Raw genomic sequence first — 16,170 nt, 5'->3', positions numbered from 1 at the left:
CGAGGACGCCGAGCCCGAATGGTGAGAACACGCGTGGCCTTGCCGGATCGGGCTCGAGAGCGCCGACGTCGGCGAACCGGACCCGGCACCCGGGGAGGCCGTCGTCTCGGTGCACGCGGCCGGGCTCAACCGCGGCGACCTGACCGTGGCCGCGAGCCTGCCCGCCGGGTCGCGGCTCGGCTGGGACGTCGCCGGGGTCGTCGAGCGGGCCGCCGCCGACGGCTCCGGGCCGCCCGCCGGCGCGCGGGTCGTCGGGCTCGCGGGGCGGGACGGGTTCGCCGAGCGGGTCGCGATCCCCGCCGGCCACCTCGCCGTGCTGCCCGACACCGTCCCCGACACGACCGGTGCGGCGCTGCCGGTCGCGGGCCTCACCGCCCTCTACGCCCTGCGGCACGCCGGCTGGCTGCTCGGCCGGACGGTCCTGGTGACCGGCGCGGGCGGCGGCGTCGGCCGGGTCGCGGTGCAGCTCGCGGCCGCCGCCGGCGCGCGGGTCATCGCCCGGGTGGGTGCGGCGGGCCGCGGCGACGGCCTGGCGAAGCTCGGCGCCGCGGCGGTCGGCGGATACGGCGAGGCCATCGCCGAACCGGTGGACGTCTTGCTCGACAGCGTCGGCGGCGCCGCCCTGGAGCAGGCGTGGGCGTCGGTCGCCGAGGACGGGATCGTGGTCAGCTACGGCAACACGACCCGCGAGCCGCTGCGGCTCCCGCTGGACTGGGGCCGGCTCCGGCCGGGGGTGTCGCTGCGATACCTGCACCTGTTCCAGGAGACGCGCCGGCAGCCGGTCGGCCGCGACCTCGGCACGCTCGTCGGCCTCGTGACGCAGGGCCGGCTCGACCCCCAGGTCGCGCTCACGACGCCGTGGTCCGACCCGGCACCGGCCTGGGACGCGCTGCGCGACCGGAAGGTCAACGGCAAGGCGGTCCTGCGCCTCGCGCTGTAGCGGGACTGCAGCGGGCGTCGACCGGCCGTTCGTAGCGTCGCTGCATGGCTATCTTCACCAGCTACGACGGCACGGTCCTGCACTACGAGTCGATCGGCGACGGGCCGCCGCTGGTCCTGGTCCCGGGCGGTCCGCGGGCCGCCGGGTACCTCGAGGACCTCGGCGGCCTGTCGGCGTCGCGGACCCTCATCCGCTACGACGCCCGCGGCACCGGCGCCTCGCCCCGGCCGGCCGACCCGGCCACCTACGCGTACCCGAGCCTCGCCCGGGACGTCGAGGCGCTGCGCGCCCACCTCGGCCTGGACCGCCTGGACCTCCTCGGCCACTCCGCCGGCTCGGTCGTCGCCAGCGCCTACGCCGCCGGGCACCCCACCCGGATCGACCGCCTGATCCTCGTCGCACCCAGCCCTCAGCTGTACGGCAAGGGCGGCGACGACGTGGGCGACATCCTCGCCACCCGCACCGACGCCCCCTGGTTCTCCTCGGTCAGCGACGCCGCGGGTGAGCTGCTGAGCCTGCCGCCGGACACCCCGCCCGCCCAGGTCTTCGACGTCCTGGACCGCTACACCCCCGCCGCGTACGGCCGCTGGGACGCCCGCCAGCAGGCCCACGCCGCGACGCAGCGCACCGGGTTCGCCCTGGACGCCTGGGCCGGCTTCTGGGCCGGCACCTCCACCGGCTGGCTCGACGACTTCGCCACCGTCCCGGCTCCGGTGCTGGTCCTCACCGGCGACCGCGACGCCCTCACCGGCGTCCGCATCGGCGACGTGGCCGCCGGCGGCCTCCCCCACGCCCGCCACGTCACCATCCCCGGCGCCGGCCACTACCCGTGGGTCGACGAACCGGAGGCGTTCGCGGCCGCCGTCACCGACTTCCTGGCCACCTGACCCGAATCTGGTCGCGTCGGGAGGGCCCGGGCGCGACACTGCACCGGTGGGACTTCTCAACGGCCTGGCAGTGAACCCGGCCCTGCCGGCGGACCTGGTCGACGCGCTCATCGCCGCCGGCGACGACGAGCTGCTCGGCGACCTGGCGCGGCGGGACGACCTGTCCGCCGCCCAGGTCCGCGCCATCGCGGCACGGAGCACCGGCGCCGCCGTCTGGCTCATCCACAATGGACACCTGCTGGCCGCCGACGTCGACGGGCGGGACGCGCGGGTCGTCGCCGCGCTGCTGGATGCCACCGGGGCGCCGCCGGAGTGGGCACGCGCGCACGCGACGTCACCCGATCCCTGGATCCGCCGGCTGCTCGCGTCCGCCGCGCACACGCCCGCCGACGTGGTGGCGCGGCTCGCGGACGACCTCGACATGGACGTCGTCGCCGAGGCTGCCCTGTCGCCCGCGATGACCGCCGCGCTCGCCGAGCGGCTCGCCCGGCACCCGCACACCCGGGTCCGAACGGCATTGGCCGCCAACAAGGCCACACCGGGCGAGATTCTGGCGGCCCTGGCGCGAGACGGTGGCCGTCCGCCCGCCGAGGCCTGCCCGGACTGCGACGGAACCGATCAACCCGCGGACTGGCCGGCCTGCGACGGCGGTCACGAGAGCGCGATCCACGGCATCCAGTACGCGGCGGCTGAGAACCGTTCCACTCCCGCACCGGCCATCGTGCACCTCACCCGGCATCCGGACCACTGGGTCCGATGGGCCGTCGCGGGCCGGCCGGACCTGCCGCAGGACGAGTACGCCAGCCTCGCTGCCGAACCCATGCCCTTCGTCCGCTACGCGGTCGCCGCCAACCCCGCCGTCGACCCGGCCGTGCTCCGCGGCATGGCCACCGACCCGGCGCACGGCGTGCAGCAATGCCTCATGCACAACCCGAACGTCCCGCTCGACGTCCTCACCGGCCTCGCCGCCACCACCCGGACCGGACCGCCGCCGTCGCGGGTCGCCGCCGACATCGAGGCCGGCACCGACCAGGCCGGCCCTGCGCCGCTGCCGCGCATCGCGGCCGCCGGCGCCGACGAGCTGCGGCAGCTCGCCACCTCCAAGGTGCCGGCCGTCCGGATGCTCGCCGCGCGGCACCCCGGGCTGCCCGGCGACCTCGTCGACGCCCTCGCCGCGGACCCCGACGCGGCGGTGCTCCAGGCGGTCGCCCGCAATCCCCGCATCTCCCTCGCCCGCATGCAGGCCATGCTCACCGCCCACGGCGTCCGGGTCGCCGGCGCGTTGGCCGGCAACCCCGCCTGCCCCGCGGACCTGCTGCTGCGGATCGCGACGCTGCGGCCGCCGGCGAAGCTCGCCCTCCGCGAGATCGCCAGGCATCCCAACGCCACCGGGCCCGCGCTCGCCGCGTGCCTCGCCGACGAGAAGGCCCGGCGGGCCGCGGCCCGGCACCCCGCCCTGGATGCCGGGACGCTCTTCGCACTCCTCGACGACGGGGTCACCGAGGCCGCGGCCAACCCGTCCCTGCCGCGGGACATCATTCGCGCGCTGATCCAGGCGCCGGTCAGCTGAACTTGGGCAGGACCTGCTCGCCGAAGAGGCGGATGGTGCGCTGCGACTCGGACAGCGGCATGTTGCCGGAGACGACCTGCAGGCTGATCGTCACGTCGCCGAACCAGTCGCGGATCGTGGTGACCCGGTCGACGACCTCGGCGGGGGTGCCGACGAGGGCCTTGTTGTCGCGCAGCGAGCTGTCGAAGTCCGCCGACGACACCTTCTGCACGATGTTCTCGTAGCCCTCGTAGCCGGAGCTGCGCGTGACGCCCCAGGCCGAGACCGCCTCCAGGAGGCGGGCGTTCGTCCACTCGGAGTAGCGGCGGCCGTTGCGGTACGCCTCGCCGGCGTCCTCGGACAGGTAGCAGTTGTAGCTGAGGTGGATGTCCCCGCCGGCGGGGTCCAGACCCGCGGAGGCGCGGGCCGCGCGGTAGCCGGCGATCATCTCCTGGACCTTCTCCCGCTTGTTGATCGACGGTACGAGCAGCAGCCCGTACCCGTTGGCACCGGCGGACGCCGCGGACGACGGGGTGATCGCGGTGGCGACGAGGATCGGCGGGTGCGGCCGCTGGTAGGTCAGGGGCAGCAGCGTGACCGGTCCGAACCGGTGGAACTGCCCGTCGAACACGAGATCGGGCGTCGTCCACAGTTGACGGACGGCGGCGACGCCCTCGTCGAAGCGGGGGCGGCTCTCGTCCAGGGGGATGCCGAACGCGGCGAACTCGTCGGGCAGGAACGCGCGGCCGAAACCGACGTCGAGGCGGCCGTGGGAGATGTTGTCGAGCATGGCGAGCTTGCCGGCCAGCTTGATCGGGTGCGTGAACGCCGGGATGACCGCGCCGGTGATGAGCCGGATCCGGGAGGTGCGGGCGGCCGCGGCGGCCAGGAACGTGACCGGGTCGGGGCTGTAGCCGCCGTAGGCGAAGAAGTAGTGCTCGACCGTCTTCACGTGGTGGTAGTCGAGCTGCTCGGCGAGCTCGACCAGGCCGAGCGCGTCGTCGAAGTACTCGGCCGCGGCCTTGTCCGACGGGCCGACGGTCGGGAACAGGTTGATACCGAAACGCATCGGAATCCTCTCAGGCGAGCGCGGGTTGCAGCGCGAACGCCGAAGCCAGCAGCTCGTAGGAGCGCAGCCGGTCGGCATGGTCGTGGATGGTGGCGAGCGCGATGACCTCTTCGGCGCCGGTCGCCTCGGTGATGGCCAGGATCTGGTCGCGGACCCGGTCCGGCGTGCCGTGGACGTAGCGCGGGAACTCGAAGCGCTCCGCGCCGAGCGGGTCGTCGCCGTCGGCGAGCTCCAGCAGCGACTGCTCCGGGGTCGGCACGGGGCGCACGTCGTTGCGGGTGAGCCGCTTGCGGAACGCCCGCTGGGTGGCGTAGATGCGCTCGGCCTCGGCGTCGGTGCCGGCGCAGTAGACGCCGATGCCGAGGATCGCCTTGCCGGTGCCGCCGGTGCGGGCCCGGTGGTCGGCGAAGACGGCGCGGGTCGGGGCCGGGTTGATGAAGTGGGCGTAGGCGTAGGGCAGGCCCAGCTGGGCGGCGACGGCGCCGCTGCGCGGGCTGGAGCCGAGCAGCCACACCTCGGGGCGTCCGGTGCCGGTCGGGGTGACGACGATGTCGTGGAACGGGTGCCCGGGCGGGAAGCTCCCGTCGAGGAACGCGAGCAGCTGCACGAGCTTGTCGTCGAAGTCGTCCGGCAGCGACGACGCGCCCCGCAGCGCGTAGGTCTCGATCGGGCTGGATCCCGCGGACCGGCCGATGCCGAGGTCGATGCGGCCCGGGTACAGGGCCTCGAGGGTACGGAAGACCTCGGCGACCTTGAACGGGCTGTAGTGGCTCAGCAGCACCCCGCCGGAGCCGACCCGGATCCGGCTGGTGCGGGCGGCGATCGCGGCGACGAGCACCTCGGGCGCGCTCCCGCCGTGGGAGTGCATCGCGTGGTGCTCGGCGACCCAGTAGCGGGTGTAGCCGAGCTGGTCGGCGAGCTCGGCGAGCTCGACCGTGTTGCGCAGGGCCTGGGCGGGTGACTGGCCCGTCCCGATCGGGGACTGGTCCAGGATGGACAGTTTCACGTGCCGACCTCCTTGAGTGTGGTCGCGAGCAGGCGCGTCGCGTTGCGGTGCAGGGGGAAGTCGGCGGGGACCAGGCGGTGCCCGGTCAGCAGGGCGGTGACCCTGGCGGTGACGGCCGCGAACCTGACCGCGGCGAGCACCCGGTGGAAGTCGAGCGCGTGCGGCACGCGGCCGGTCCGGCGGGCCCAGTGGGCGACGGTCGCGGCGCGGTCCGGCAGTCCGGGGAGGCGTTCGGCGCCGATGCCTTCGCTGAGGTGCCGGTCCAGGTGCAGGAACCAGGCCAGGTCGGCCTCGGGTGCGCCGAGCCCGGCCATCTCCCAGTCGAGGACCGCCGCGACGGCGGCACCGTCGAAGACGATGTTGCCCAGCCGGGCGTCACCCCACAGCAGCACCGGCGGCCCGGCCTGCGCCGGCACGGTGGCCCGCAGCACACCGATCCCGGCCCGGACGTGCGGATCCGCCGCGCAGCCGTAGAAGTCGAGATCCGCGGCCAACTCCTCGACCTGCGAAGCGGGGCCCAGATCGAGCGGCAGCGGGGGCACCCGGTGGATGCGGGCCAGCACGTCGACGGCGTTGCGCCACACCGCCGCCCGCATGGGTGCGGACGCGTCGTGCAGCCAGCCTTCGCGGTGGTACGAGGGGAGGTCCGCCGGGACGAGCCCGGCGACGTGGCCCAGCACGCAGAACGGCGCGCCGAGGAGCCCCGGGTCGTGTTCGAACCCGAGCGCGGGCGCGACCGGGACGTCGGTGCGCTCGCCCAGGAGGCGCTGCAGGTGGTACTGCTGCCAGAACCGCGGCCGGGGGTGCAGCTGGTAGCTGGTGGGTGCGATGCGCACGACCAGCCGCCGCCGGGCCGGTCCCTCGGGGCCGGTCCAGGTGGCGTCGACGACCAGGTTCTCCGCGGAGAAGCCGGTCGACGGCGGCACGGTCACCGGCCCGAGCCGCAGATCGGGCGCGCCGAACCGGCCGGCGAGCCACCCGGTGAGCGCCTTGCGGGTGACGTCGGGGTCACGGGCGACGCGGACAGCCACCGCCTCACTCCTTCCGCGCCGTGAGCAGGCTCGTCGTCGCGACCAGCGGGGCGTGCGAGACGGTGGCGAACCCGGCGTCGGTGAACCAGGTCGCGGCGTCGGCGAAGGTGTACTCGGCGCCGCCGGCGGACCAGACGAGCATGTTGAGGCTGGCGAGGACGTTGGGCAGCTGCGGGCGGTCGGGGTCGAGCATCGGGTCGTAGACGAACGCGGCGCCGCCGGGCCGCACGGCGCGGAAGGCCGCCTGCGCGAGGAACCGGCGCCGCTCCACGGTCCAGTTGTGCAGCACATGTCCGAACAGCACCGCGTCGGCGGCCGGCAGCGGGTCGGTGAAGAAGTCCCCGCCGGCGAAGGTGACCCGGTCGTTGTCGCCGACGTGCGCCTCGAAGGCCGGCCGCACGTCCGGCAGGTCGAACACGGTGACCCGCAGGTGCGGGTGTGTCTTGACCAGGTGCACCGCGATGTTGCCGCGGGCGCCGCCGACGTCGACGACGTGCTCGAAGCCGCTCCAGTCCAGTTCGGCGAGGGCCGCGCCGATCGGCGCGTTGAGCACGTCCATGGCGTCGAAGAACGCGGTCCGCGAGGTGGGGTCGGCGTGCACCGGCGCGTACGGGTCGCCGTCGCCGGCCTGGACGTTCGCGGGTTCGCCGGAACGGAGGCTGGTGGCCAGGCCGTCCCAGGCCGGGTGCAGCGTGTGGTCGAGGAAGTCCAGGAAGCCGCCGAGGAACTCGGGCCGCCCGGGCACCAGGTAGCGGCCGGCGGCGGGGCTGTTGTGGTAGCGGCCGTCGCGGCGCTCGACGAGCCCGAGCGCCTCCAGCCCGGCGAGCAGGTCGCCGACCCCCGCCCTGTGCAGCCCCAGCCTCGCGCGGACCTCCTCGGCGGTCGCGGGCGCCTCGGCGAGGGCGCCGAAGACGCCGACGTCGGCGGCGGCGAACAGCAGCCGCGCGCGGCGGGCACCCGACGCGATGTCGAGGATCGGGGCGGGGTTCAGCTCCACTGTGGACTCCCAGGTGTCGTCGGACGCGGCTCCCCCGACGCTAGGAGCGGCCACTGGAGCTGCCATGGAGCCCGGCTCCACCGCGGCGCCGCCGCACAAGGCTCCAGCGGCACTGGAGGAGGTGCGGTTAGACACGGACGCATGACGATCCTGTTGACCGGTGCCACGGGCACCGTCGGACGCGCGGTGGTGCGGCAGCTGCTGGAGGCGGGCGAGCCGGTGCGCGCCCTGACCCGGGACCCGGCACGGGCGGCGACACTGCTGCCGGATGTCGAGCTCGTCGCCGGCGACCTGGGCGACCCGGACAGCCTGCCGTCCACGTTGGACGGTGTGGACCGGGTGTTCCTGCTGTCGGTCGGGCCGCGCAAGGCCGAGCACGACGCCAACCTGGCGCAGGCCGCCGCGAAGGCCGGGGTGACCCGTCTCGTCGCGCTCTCGTCCCTCGCCGCCGAGGAGGCCCCGAACGGGCTCCTCGGCCGCTGGCACGCCGACGGGGAACGCGCCGTGCGGGACGCGGGGCCGGCCTGGACGATCGTCCGGCCCGGAGGGTTCATGTCCAACACGTCGGAGTGGGCGCCGTCGGTGCGGCAGGCCGGCGTCGTCCGGGCGCCGTTCGGTGACCTGCGCGCGTCCATCGTGGACCCGCGGGACATCGCCGCGGTGGTGGTCGCGGCGCTCAGGGGCGGGCACGACGGTGCGGTGCTGCCGCTGAGCGGCCCGGCGGCGATCAGCCCCGCCGAGCAGGTCGCGGTCCTCGCCGAGGTCCTGGACCGGCCGCTGCGCTTCGAGGAGCTCGGCCTCGAGCAGGCCCGGGCGGCGATGGCCCGGCGGGTGCCCGCGGAGGTGGTCGACGCGGTGCTGTCCGCACGCGCGGCGGCCGGCCCGTTCCGCGCCAGGGTCCTGCCGACGGTCCAGGACGTGACGGGCCGGGCACCGCGCAGCTTCCGCCAGTGGGCCGAGGACCACGCCGACACCTTCCGTTAGAGACGGCCGTCAGGGGATGGCGGTGCCGGCCGGCGAGGCACGGCCGGCACCGGGCTGTGGAGCGATGACACCGGGCACTCGCGTGCCCCGCGCCGGTCGCGGGCTGTCGCGGCCGGCGGCACCCGGCCCGGGCAGGTCGGCAGGACCCGGCCCGGGCAGGTCCGGGCGGGTCAGGACGCGGACTTGGCCGCGGCGGGCTCGGCGGCGGCGGGCCCGGAGGTCGGTTCGGCCGCCGGTTCGGGGGCCGCGGCAGGCGCCGGGGCCGGGCCGGGGGCCGCGATCGACGTGAGCGCGCCGACCACCGCGAACGCCGCACCGACCAGAAACGCCAGGCGGTACCCGGAGACGACCGCGTCGGCCTGTGCCGTGCCCGCGTCGAGCAGGTGCTGTGCCCGGGTCGCGCCGATCGTGGCGAGCACCGCGAGGCCGAGCGACCCGCCGACCTGCCGGGTGGTGTTGATGACGCCGGAGGCGAGGCCGGCCTCGTGCCGCGGGATGCCCGACGTGGCGGTGATGGCGAGCGGGGTCATCGCGATGCCCGCGCCGAGCGTCACCAGGATCATCGGCACGAGCAGGTCGGCGGCGTACGAGCCGCGGACCGGGATCACCGACAGCCAGGCGAGACCGATCCCGGACAGCAGCGGCCCGCCGATCAGCAGCGGCCGGACGCCGACCCGCTTGAGCAGCACCGGGCCGGCGTAGGCACCGGCCGTCATCGCGATCGCGCCGGGCAGGAACGCCAGCCCGGCGGCGAGGGCGTCGTAGCCGAGGACGTTCTGCATGTACAGCGACAGGAAGAAGAAGTGGGCGATGACGGCGCACCCGAGCCAGAACATGACGAGGTTGGCCACGGTGATGCCGCGGGAGGCGAACAGCCGCAGCGGCACGACCGGGGCCTCGGCGACCTTCGCCTCGTGCAGGACGAACCAGGCGAGCAGCACGACGCCGACGGCGAGCGGGCCGAAGGTGACCGGGTCGCCCCAGCCGTGGGCCTGGCTGTTGACCGTGCCGTACACGACGGCGACGAGACCGGCGGTGACCAGCAGCGAGCCGAGCAGGTCCAGACGGCGCGGGCCGGCGGCCGGGTCGGGGCGGCCCAGGGGCAGCACCCGCAGCGACGCGACGATCGCGGCGATGCCGATCGGGACGTTGACGAACAGGATCCAGCGCCAGTTGATGAGGTCGGTGAGCACGCCGCCGAGCAGCGAGCCGATCGCGGCGCCGCCGCCGGAGACCGCGCTCCAGGCCGCCATCGCCCTGGCGCGCTTCGGCGCCTCGACGAAGGTGGTGGTGAGCAGCGTCAGCGTGGCCGGCGACAGGATCGCGCCGCCGAGGCCCTGCGCGCCGCGGGCGATGATGAGGGTGAGCTCGTCCTGGGCGAGGCCGCCGACAAGGCTCGCGACGGTGAAGAGCACCAGGCCGGTGATGAACATGCGGCGCCGGCCGAAGAGGTCGGCGGCCCGCCCGCCGAGCAGCAGGAAGCCGGCGAAGGTCAGCGTGTAGGCGTTGACGACCCACTGCAGGCCGGAGTCGCTGAAGCCGAGGTCGGCCCGGATGGCGGGCAGTGCGACGTTCACGATCGACACGTCGAGCACCACCATCACCTGCCCGAGGCAGAGCAGCGACAGCACGGCCCAGTCCGGTCCACGGCGCCCGGTCTCCCCCGGTGGGGCCTCGGCGACTGCCATGATCACTCCCGTTGATCGAGTTGGACTTGATAGTCCATTACGTTAGACCTACGCGTCTAGTAGGGCAAGCACGGTGCAGCGTGACTCCAGGGCGACTGGAGGGGGACGGTCCAGGGTCGGTCCATGACCACCGTCGTGTTCGTCAACACGTTGCGGCTCACCGGGCCCGCCGAGGACCTCGAACGGATCTACGCCGGCGTCGCCGCGTTCTTCCGTGCCCAGCCGGGCCTGGTCCGCTACCAGTTGGTGCGCTCCACCACCGACCCCGACGTCTACGTCAACATCGCCGAGTGGCGCGACCTCGCCGCATTCCGGACCGCCACGTCACAGGAGGCCTTCCGCACCGCGCTGCGGGTCTCCACCGTCTCAACCGGCGACCCGCACGTCTGCGAGGTCGTATCCGCCGGTACAGGGCCGGCATGAAGCGGCCCGATGCCGGACCGCGGGCCACCACGGCGGAGGTGACGGCATGACGCTGATCGATGTCGGCGACGGCGTGCACGCGTACGTGCAGCCCGACGGCGGCTGGTGCGTCAACAACGCCGGGCTCGTCCACGACGGCACCGCCGCGCTGCTCGTCGACACCGCCGCGACCCACGCCCGGGCGCTGGCGCTGCGCGACGCGGTGCGGCGGGTCACCCCGGCCCCGCCGGGCGTCGTCGTCGACACCCACCACCACGGCGACCACACCCTCGGCAACGCCGTCTTCGCCCCGCCCGCCACGATCGTCGCCCACGCCACGGCCCGCGCGGACATGGCGGCCCGCGGCACCGCGCTGCGCCAGGTCTGGCCCGGCGTCGACTGGGGCGACCAGCCGCTGCTCCTGCCGGATCTGACGTTCACCGACCGGCTCACCGTCCACGTCGGACGGACCGAGGTGCGCCTGTGGCACCCGGGCCCGGCCCACACCACCGGCGACGTCGTCGCGTGGCTGCCCGCGCAGCGCGTGCTCTTCACCGGCGACGTGGTCATGCCGGGGCACACGCCGTTCGTGCTGATGGGCTCCGTCCACGGCAGCCTGCACGCCGTCGCCGCCCTCGCCGCGCTGGAGCCCGAGGTCGTCGTCGGCGGGCACGGCCCGGTCGCGGGCGCCGCGGCCCTCGACGCGACGACGGCCTACCTGCGCTGGCTCGACGACCTCGCCGACCGCGGCCTCGCCGCCGGCCGCACCCCGCTGGAGGCGGCCCTGGAGGCCGACCTCGGCGAGTTCGCCGGCTGGGGCGAGCCGGAGCGTCTCGTGGCCAACCTCCACCGCGCCTACGCCGAACGCACCGGCACTCCCGCCGGCGCCTACCTGCCGTCCGCCCCGGTCTTCGCCGAGATGGTCACCTGGAACGGCGGCCCTCTGCCCTGCGCCGCCTGAGACGCGTCCGGTGGGTGGGATCCACCTGAAACCCCACCCACCGGACCCGCGCGGGTCTCAGCAGGTGAGGTTGCCGCCGGCGGGGACGCCGAGGATGGCGGTGAACTGGTTGTACAGGTTGACCCGGCTCTGCACCTGCGCCGGGTTGCCGCCGTTGCACTCGATGCTGTTGATCGCCCGGATCGTGGTGCCGAAGCCCTGGCCGTTGACCATGGCGTTGTGCGAGGTCGTGCCGGCGTTGCCGGTGCCGGTCATCCAGTACCAGAGGCCGGTCTGCCAGGAGATCGACGAGTTGGTGGCGACCAGGTCCGGGTTGTTGAGCAGGTCGACGCCGAGCGCGTCGCCCGCCGCCTTGTAGTTGAAGTTCCAGCTCAGCTGGATCGGGCCGCGGCCGTGGTACGCGGACTGGCCGGCCGGGCAGCCGTACGGCTGGCTGTAGTCGCAGTAGTGCGGCCAGTTGGCCGTGTTGATCTCGTTGATGTAGACGAGGCCGCCGGTCTCGTGGCCGACGTTGGCCAGGAACGCGGCCGCCTCCTGGCGCTTGACGGTGTCGCTGCCGGTTTTGGCGAAGGCGGGGTACTTCGCCATCGCGTCCGTCAGGCCGGCGTAGGTGTAGAAGCCGTTCCGGCTCGGGAACATCTGGTTGAACTGCGCCTCGCTGACCACGAACCCGGTGGTGCCGCCACCACCGCCACCGCCACCGCCGGAGCACGCGTACGGGCTCCAGAACCACGTGCTGATCGTCGGGTCGTAGCCGGGGTTCTCATGGGTGGCCTGGTAGTAGAGCCCGTTGGTGTAGCGCACGATCGCGCCGACCGCGTAGTACTGCCCGGCGACCCAGGCAGGGTAGTTGCAGGCCGTGCCGCCACCGCCACCGCCACCGCCACCGCCGCCGGACCCGCCGCACGAGCCGTTGTCGGCCCACACGCCGGAGCCACCGGTGCTCGGCGCCTCGTACTGCGTCCACCACTTGGCGGTCCAGTTGTGGCTGTTGTACGAGACCTGCATGCCGCCGGTGTAGACGGCGGAGTTGTTGTACGCGGCGGCGCAGGCTGTGGCCGCGTTGGACGCGGTCGCCGGCAGGATCGCGGCGCCGGCGGCGGCCAGCGCTATGCCGGCCGCGGCGAGGAACGCAAGAACACGTGGTCTGGGCATGGGGGTCACCTTCCGACCATGGGGCTACCACAGATGGACGTCCGTCCATGCCTATTTGTAAACAAAACTTCTTCAGTTGTAAATACACTTGCCAGAAACGCCTACAGTTGCCTGCGACAGCGTCGGGGACACCGGTGTCGCGTACGCGGCGGACCAGGGTGGCGCGAAACCGTCGCGGGCGCGGCGATCTCTTCGGCGGTGACATCGACCCGCATGGCTGTTGACATCCCGGTCGGCGAACGAAGACAGTCATCATCTCCGCCGTCCGGTGGAGGTCCACGGGGGAACGAGAGTCGATGAAGCGTGCTGTCCGGGCGGCTGCCGCCGCCGTGCTCGCCGGGTTGCTGCTCGGCACCTCCGGCTGCGGGCTGACCGTCGCCGGCGTCGACGGCGAGCTCACCGACGACTGGCCGCCGCTCGCCGCGCCGAAGTTCGACCTGCCGGCCGTCGGGGCGTGCCTGGGCACGACGACGAAGACCCCGTTCGACCCGCCTACACCGTGGCCACCCCGATCGAGTGCGACCGGGCCCACACGCTCGAGGCCGTCCTGATCGGCACCGTGGACGGCAGCGCCGGGCAGGCACCAGCACCCCCGAAGCCGGGCAGCGAAGGCTTCCAGGCGTCCTACACCGCCTGCGGCAAGGCGGTCGCCGGCTACGTCGGCGGCGAGTGGCACACCGGGCTGCTCGGCATCGACGTGCGGCAGCCGACCAGCCAGGCCTGGCAGGGCGGGCTGCGCAACTACATCTGCTCCGTCGTCGCGCTCAGCGACGCCTACGGCGTCAAGCCGGGAATCCCTTCTTGCCGAGCCCCTTGACCGTGGCGCGGGCCTTCTTGCCCGGGCGGAACAGGGCGAAGCAGCGCTGGTACGAGTCGCCGGCCTCCCACTGGCACCTGTCCATGCCGTCTTCACAGCCCTGGACACGGCTCACACGATAACCGCCTGGATGGTGAACCTTGCGGTAACACACAGGCATATGCCGATCCGCCTTGGCGGCGGATCGGCCTTCCCTGCCCTGCTCCGCAGGAGTCCCGTTTCCTCCCCGGCCTGAAGGCCGGAGTATCCACGGAAGGAATCCAATGACGGCACGTGCCCGGGCGGCGATCGCCGCCGTATTGGCCGGCGTGCTGCTCGGTGCGTCCGGCTGCACCCTGCCGCCCGCCGGCGCGGACGGCGACCTGATCGACGACTGGAAGGCCCTCGCCGCGCCGAAGTTCGACCTGCCGGCCGTCGGGACGTGCCTGGAGGGCAGTGCGGCGACGACGACCTTCAACCCGTCGACGGTGCGCGACGCCGAGACCCCGTGCGACCGCGACCACACGTTCGAGGTCGTCCTCGTCGGCACCGTCGACGGCAGCGCCGCCCAGCGGGCCGTGCCACCCGAGCCGGGCGGCGGGCCGGGCGGCGAGGCGTACCGGGCGGCGTACAAGACGTGCAGCGCGGCGGCGGACGCCTACGTCGGCGGCGACTGGCACACCGGCCTGTTCGGCGTCACCATGCAGATGCCGGCGCGCGGTTCCTGGGAGGGCGGGCTGCGCTCCTACGTCTGCTCGGTCCTCGTCCTCAGCGACTTCTTCGGCCGGATCGGGTCGTCCACCGGCTCGGCGAAGGGCTCACTGACCGGCGCCGCGCCGAAGGCGCTGCACTGCCTCGACGTCAACGGCGACAAGGCCTCCGACGGCTGGTGGGAGCAGGTCCATGCGATGACCCCGATCGACTGTGCGCAGCCGCACGAGGCCGAGTTCGCCGGCACCGTCCAGGTCGGCGCGGACCTCACCGGCGAGCTCCCCTCCACCGACCAGCTGCAGAAGCTGGCGGGCGACCGCTGCTGGCCCGTCGCGGCGAAGTTCATGGGCCTCACCGCCGCCCAGCTGGACTCACGGCGCGACATCGGGGTCTTCTGGGACGGCTTCGACAAGGCGATGTGGGACTCGGGCGACCGCACCCAGCGCTGCGTCGCCCTGTCCTACCCGGGCAAGAAGCTCCGCGCGTCCATCAAGGGGATCGGCACGAAGGCGCTTCCCGTCTGACCTGGCGTTTGTGACCGGATCGCCATTGACATCCGGTCGCGCGGCACCGACAGTCATGATCGCTGCCGGACGGTGGCACCTGCCACGGGGGAACGAGAGAAGATGTTGACGCCTGCCCGGACGGCGATCGCCGCTGCCCTCGCCGCCGTGCTGCTCGGATTGTCCGGTTGCGGCGTCAAGGTCCCCGGAGTCGACTCCGACCTGGTCGACGACTGGCAGCCCCTCGCCGCGCCACGGTTCGAGCTGCCGGCCACCGGGGCGTGCCTGGACCGGGACGCGCAGCCGTCCTACAACCCGTCGTCGCTGCTCGGCGCCCGGGTCGCGTGCGACCGCCCGCACACGCTCGAGGTGGTCATGACCGGCACCGTCGAGGGCAACGCCGCGCAGGCCTCGGAGCCACCCGCAGCCGGCAGCGAGGACGCCAAGGCGGCGTACGCGGCCTGCGGCAAGGCCGTCAGCGACCACGTCGGCGGCGACTGGCACACCGGCATGCTCGGCATCAACGTCCAGATGCCGAACCGGACACCGTGGAGCGGCGGCCTGCACACCTACGTCTGCTCCGTCTACGCGACAAGCGACGTCTACGGCTCCGGCTCCCTGACCAGCTCGTCCCTGAAGGGTTCGCTGACCGGCGCCGCACCGAAGGCGCTGCACTGCATCGAGGTCAACGGCGACAAGGGCAAGGACAACTGGTGGGGTGACATCCGGGCGCTCACCCAGATCGACTGCGCGCAGCCGCACGAGGCCGAGTTCGTCGGCACCGTCCAGGTCGGCGCCGGCGTCGGCGGCGCGCTGCCGTCCCACGACCTGCTGGAGAAGTGGACGACCGACCGCTGCTGGCCCGCCATCGCGAAGTTCATGGGCCTCACCGAGTCCCAGCTGAACGCCCGCAGCGACATGGGCATGGCCTGGGACGGCTTCACCAAGGCCGACTGGGACTCCGGCGAGCGCAACCAGCGCTGCTTCGCCCTGTTCAACCCCGGCAAGAAGGCCAAGGCCTCGATCAAGGGCCTCGGCAAGAAGGCCCTGCCCGTCTGATCACCGTCAGCTGACGGCGTCGTGGGTGATCCGGCGGGTGGCGACGAGCCAGCCGCCCGGCGCGGGCACCAGCAGGTCCTCGCCGGTGGTGCTGTTGTGGATCGCCGGGCGGCCGCCGGCGGGCGTCTCGACGTTGAAGGCGGCGAACCTCGCCCGCAGCGCACCGTCCGGCGCGGGGTCGACGACGAGCATGTCCAGCCAGTACCGGCGCACGACGGCGGAGCCGGCGCGCTTCGCCACCGCGGCCCGCAGCGCGCCGGCGATCGCCGCCCGCCCGCGACGCTGCGCCGGGGCCCCGCCGGGGTACGGGCTGCCGGCGGGGGCGACCGGGGGGTAGACCGCGTGGACGGTGTATGTGGCCGCCCACGCGTCCACGCACCAACGACCGCGGCCGCACCGTCTCCCTCGCCGGTGGCCCGGCCCTCGCCCTCG

Annotated in this window: 17 protein-coding genes; 10 read left to right on the top strand and 7 right to left on the bottom strand. The window is 73.9% G+C overall.

Annotation, left to right across the window (positions count from 1 at the left end):
- The first annotated feature begins 109 nt into the window (after positions 1-109).
- From AB0I21_RS55790 to AB0I21_RS55780, 3 genes are read left to right on the top strand one after another with little or no spacing between them, the layout of a single operon-like run.
- On the top strand, positions 110-940 hold the full coding sequence (locus AB0I21_RS55790; protein WP_360573950.1) for a zinc-binding dehydrogenase: 831 nt from the start codon (positions 110-112) through the stop codon (positions 938-940).
- Between the two features lie 44 nt (positions 941-984).
- Positions 985-1,827 (top strand): alpha/beta hydrolase, encoded by an 843-nt coding sequence (locus AB0I21_RS55785; protein WP_360573948.1) that lies wholly within the window; start codon positions 985-987, stop codon positions 1,825-1,827.
- A 46-nt stretch (positions 1,828-1,873) separates the two neighbouring features.
- Positions 1,874-3,397 carry a hypothetical protein gene (locus tag AB0I21_RS55780; RefSeq protein WP_360573946.1) on the top strand — a complete coding sequence of 508 codons (1,524 nt, stop codon included), beginning with the start codon at positions 1,874-1,876 and terminating at the stop codon, positions 3,395-3,397.
- On the opposite strand, the gene AB0I21_RS55775 is transcribed toward AB0I21_RS55780, so the two are convergent.
- Genes AB0I21_RS55775 through AB0I21_RS55760 form a run of 4 tightly spaced genes read right to left on the bottom strand, consistent with a single transcriptional unit; the run spans position 3,390 to position 7,545 of the window.
- Complete coding sequence (locus AB0I21_RS55775) at positions 3,390-4,445, bottom strand: LLM class flavin-dependent oxidoreductase (protein ID WP_360573944.1); 1,056 nt, start codon at positions 4,443-4,445, stop codon at positions 3,390-3,392. The genes AB0I21_RS55780 and AB0I21_RS55775 overlap by 8 nt on opposite strands.
- 10 nt (positions 4,446-4,455) lie before the next feature.
- Positions 4,456-5,451 carry an LLM class flavin-dependent oxidoreductase gene (locus tag AB0I21_RS55770; protein WP_360573942.1) on the bottom strand — a complete coding sequence of 332 codons (996 nt, stop codon included), beginning with the start codon at positions 5,449-5,451 and terminating at the stop codon, positions 4,456-4,458.
- Entirely contained in the window at positions 5,448-6,482 is a 1,035-nt protein-coding gene (locus tag AB0I21_RS55765) for a phosphotransferase family protein (protein WP_360573940.1), read from the bottom strand. The genes AB0I21_RS55770 and AB0I21_RS55765 overlap by 4 nt, the downstream gene beginning before the upstream one ends.
- 4 nt (positions 6,483-6,486) lie before the next feature.
- Positions 6,487-7,545 (bottom strand): methyltransferase, encoded by a 1,059-nt coding sequence (locus tag AB0I21_RS55760; RefSeq protein ID WP_360573938.1) that lies wholly within the window; start codon positions 7,543-7,545, stop codon positions 6,487-6,489.
- A 75-nt stretch (positions 7,546-7,620) separates the two neighbouring features.
- Between AB0I21_RS55760 and AB0I21_RS55755 the strand changes: the two genes are divergently transcribed.
- Positions 7,621-8,463 carry an NAD(P)H-binding protein gene (locus AB0I21_RS55755; RefSeq protein ID WP_360573936.1) on the top strand — a complete coding sequence of 281 codons (843 nt, stop codon included), beginning with the start codon at positions 7,621-7,623 and terminating at the stop codon, positions 8,461-8,463.
- A 170-nt stretch (positions 8,464-8,633) separates the two neighbouring features.
- Here the strand turns inward: AB0I21_RS55755 and AB0I21_RS55750 are convergent, their stop codons facing one another.
- Complete coding sequence (locus tag AB0I21_RS55750) at positions 8,634-10,151, bottom strand: MFS transporter (protein ID WP_360573934.1); 1,518 nt, start codon at positions 10,149-10,151, stop codon at positions 8,634-8,636.
- A 123-nt stretch (positions 10,152-10,274) separates the two neighbouring features.
- Between AB0I21_RS55750 and AB0I21_RS55745 the strand changes: the two genes are divergently transcribed.
- Both AB0I21_RS55745 and AB0I21_RS55740 read left to right on the top strand, forming a co-directional pair.
- On the top strand, positions 10,275-10,574 hold the full coding sequence (locus tag AB0I21_RS55745) for an antibiotic biosynthesis monooxygenase family protein (protein WP_360573932.1): 300 nt from the start codon (positions 10,275-10,277) through the stop codon (positions 10,572-10,574).
- Positions 10,575-10,620: 46 nt separating this feature from the next.
- Positions 10,621-11,514, top strand: a complete 894-nt coding sequence (locus AB0I21_RS55740; protein ID WP_360573930.1) for an MBL fold metallo-hydrolase — start codon at positions 10,621-10,623, stop codon at positions 11,512-11,514.
- A 57-nt stretch (positions 11,515-11,571) separates the two neighbouring features.
- On the opposite strand, the gene AB0I21_RS55735 is transcribed toward AB0I21_RS55740, so the two are convergent.
- Complete coding sequence (locus AB0I21_RS55735; protein WP_360573928.1) at positions 11,572-12,669, bottom strand: glycoside hydrolase family 19 protein; 1,098 nt, start codon at positions 12,667-12,669, stop codon at positions 11,572-11,574.
- Between the two features lie 296 nt (positions 12,670-12,965).
- Here AB0I21_RS55735 and AB0I21_RS55730 point away from each other — a divergent pair, with 296 nt between their 5' ends.
- The 4 genes from AB0I21_RS55730 to AB0I21_RS55715 all read left to right on the top strand — a co-directional run bounded on the left by AB0I21_RS55730 (position 12,966) and on the right by AB0I21_RS55715 (position 15,738).
- Positions 12,966-13,220, top strand: coding sequence for a hypothetical protein (locus AB0I21_RS55730; RefSeq protein WP_360573926.1), 255 nt, complete (start codon positions 12,966-12,968; stop codon positions 13,218-13,220).
- Positions 13,169-13,486 (top strand): septum formation family protein, encoded by a 318-nt coding sequence (locus AB0I21_RS55725; protein ID WP_360573924.1) that lies wholly within the window; start codon positions 13,169-13,171, stop codon positions 13,484-13,486. The genes AB0I21_RS55730 and AB0I21_RS55725 overlap by 52 nt, the downstream gene beginning before the upstream one ends.
- A gap of 263 nt (positions 13,487-13,749) precedes the next feature.
- Positions 13,750-14,700: a septum formation family protein gene (locus tag AB0I21_RS55720; protein ID WP_360573922.1), complete on the top strand. Its 951-nt coding sequence runs from the start codon at positions 13,750-13,752 to the stop codon at positions 14,698-14,700.
- Positions 14,701-14,802: 102 nt separating this feature from the next.
- Positions 14,803-15,738, top strand: a complete 936-nt coding sequence (locus AB0I21_RS55715) for a septum formation family protein (RefSeq protein ID WP_360573920.1) — start codon at positions 14,803-14,805, stop codon at positions 15,736-15,738.
- A gap of 6 nt (positions 15,739-15,744) precedes the next feature.
- Here the strand turns inward: AB0I21_RS55715 and AB0I21_RS55710 are convergent, their stop codons facing one another.
- Positions 15,745-16,113 (bottom strand): nuclear transport factor 2 family protein, encoded by a 369-nt coding sequence (locus AB0I21_RS55710; protein ID WP_360573918.1) that lies wholly within the window; start codon positions 16,111-16,113, stop codon positions 15,745-15,747.
- Positions 16,114-16,170 lie beyond the last annotated feature (57 nt).

Origin of the sequence: Dactylosporangium sp. NPDC050588 (assembly GCF_040654975.1) — a bacterium.
GTDB classification, from domain to species: Bacteria; Actinomycetota; Actinomycetes; order Mycobacteriales; family Micromonosporaceae; genus Dactylosporangium; species Dactylosporangium maewongense.
The sequence above is the reverse complement of the archived record's forward strand: the minus strand, read 5'-3'. Positions and strand labels throughout refer to the sequence as shown.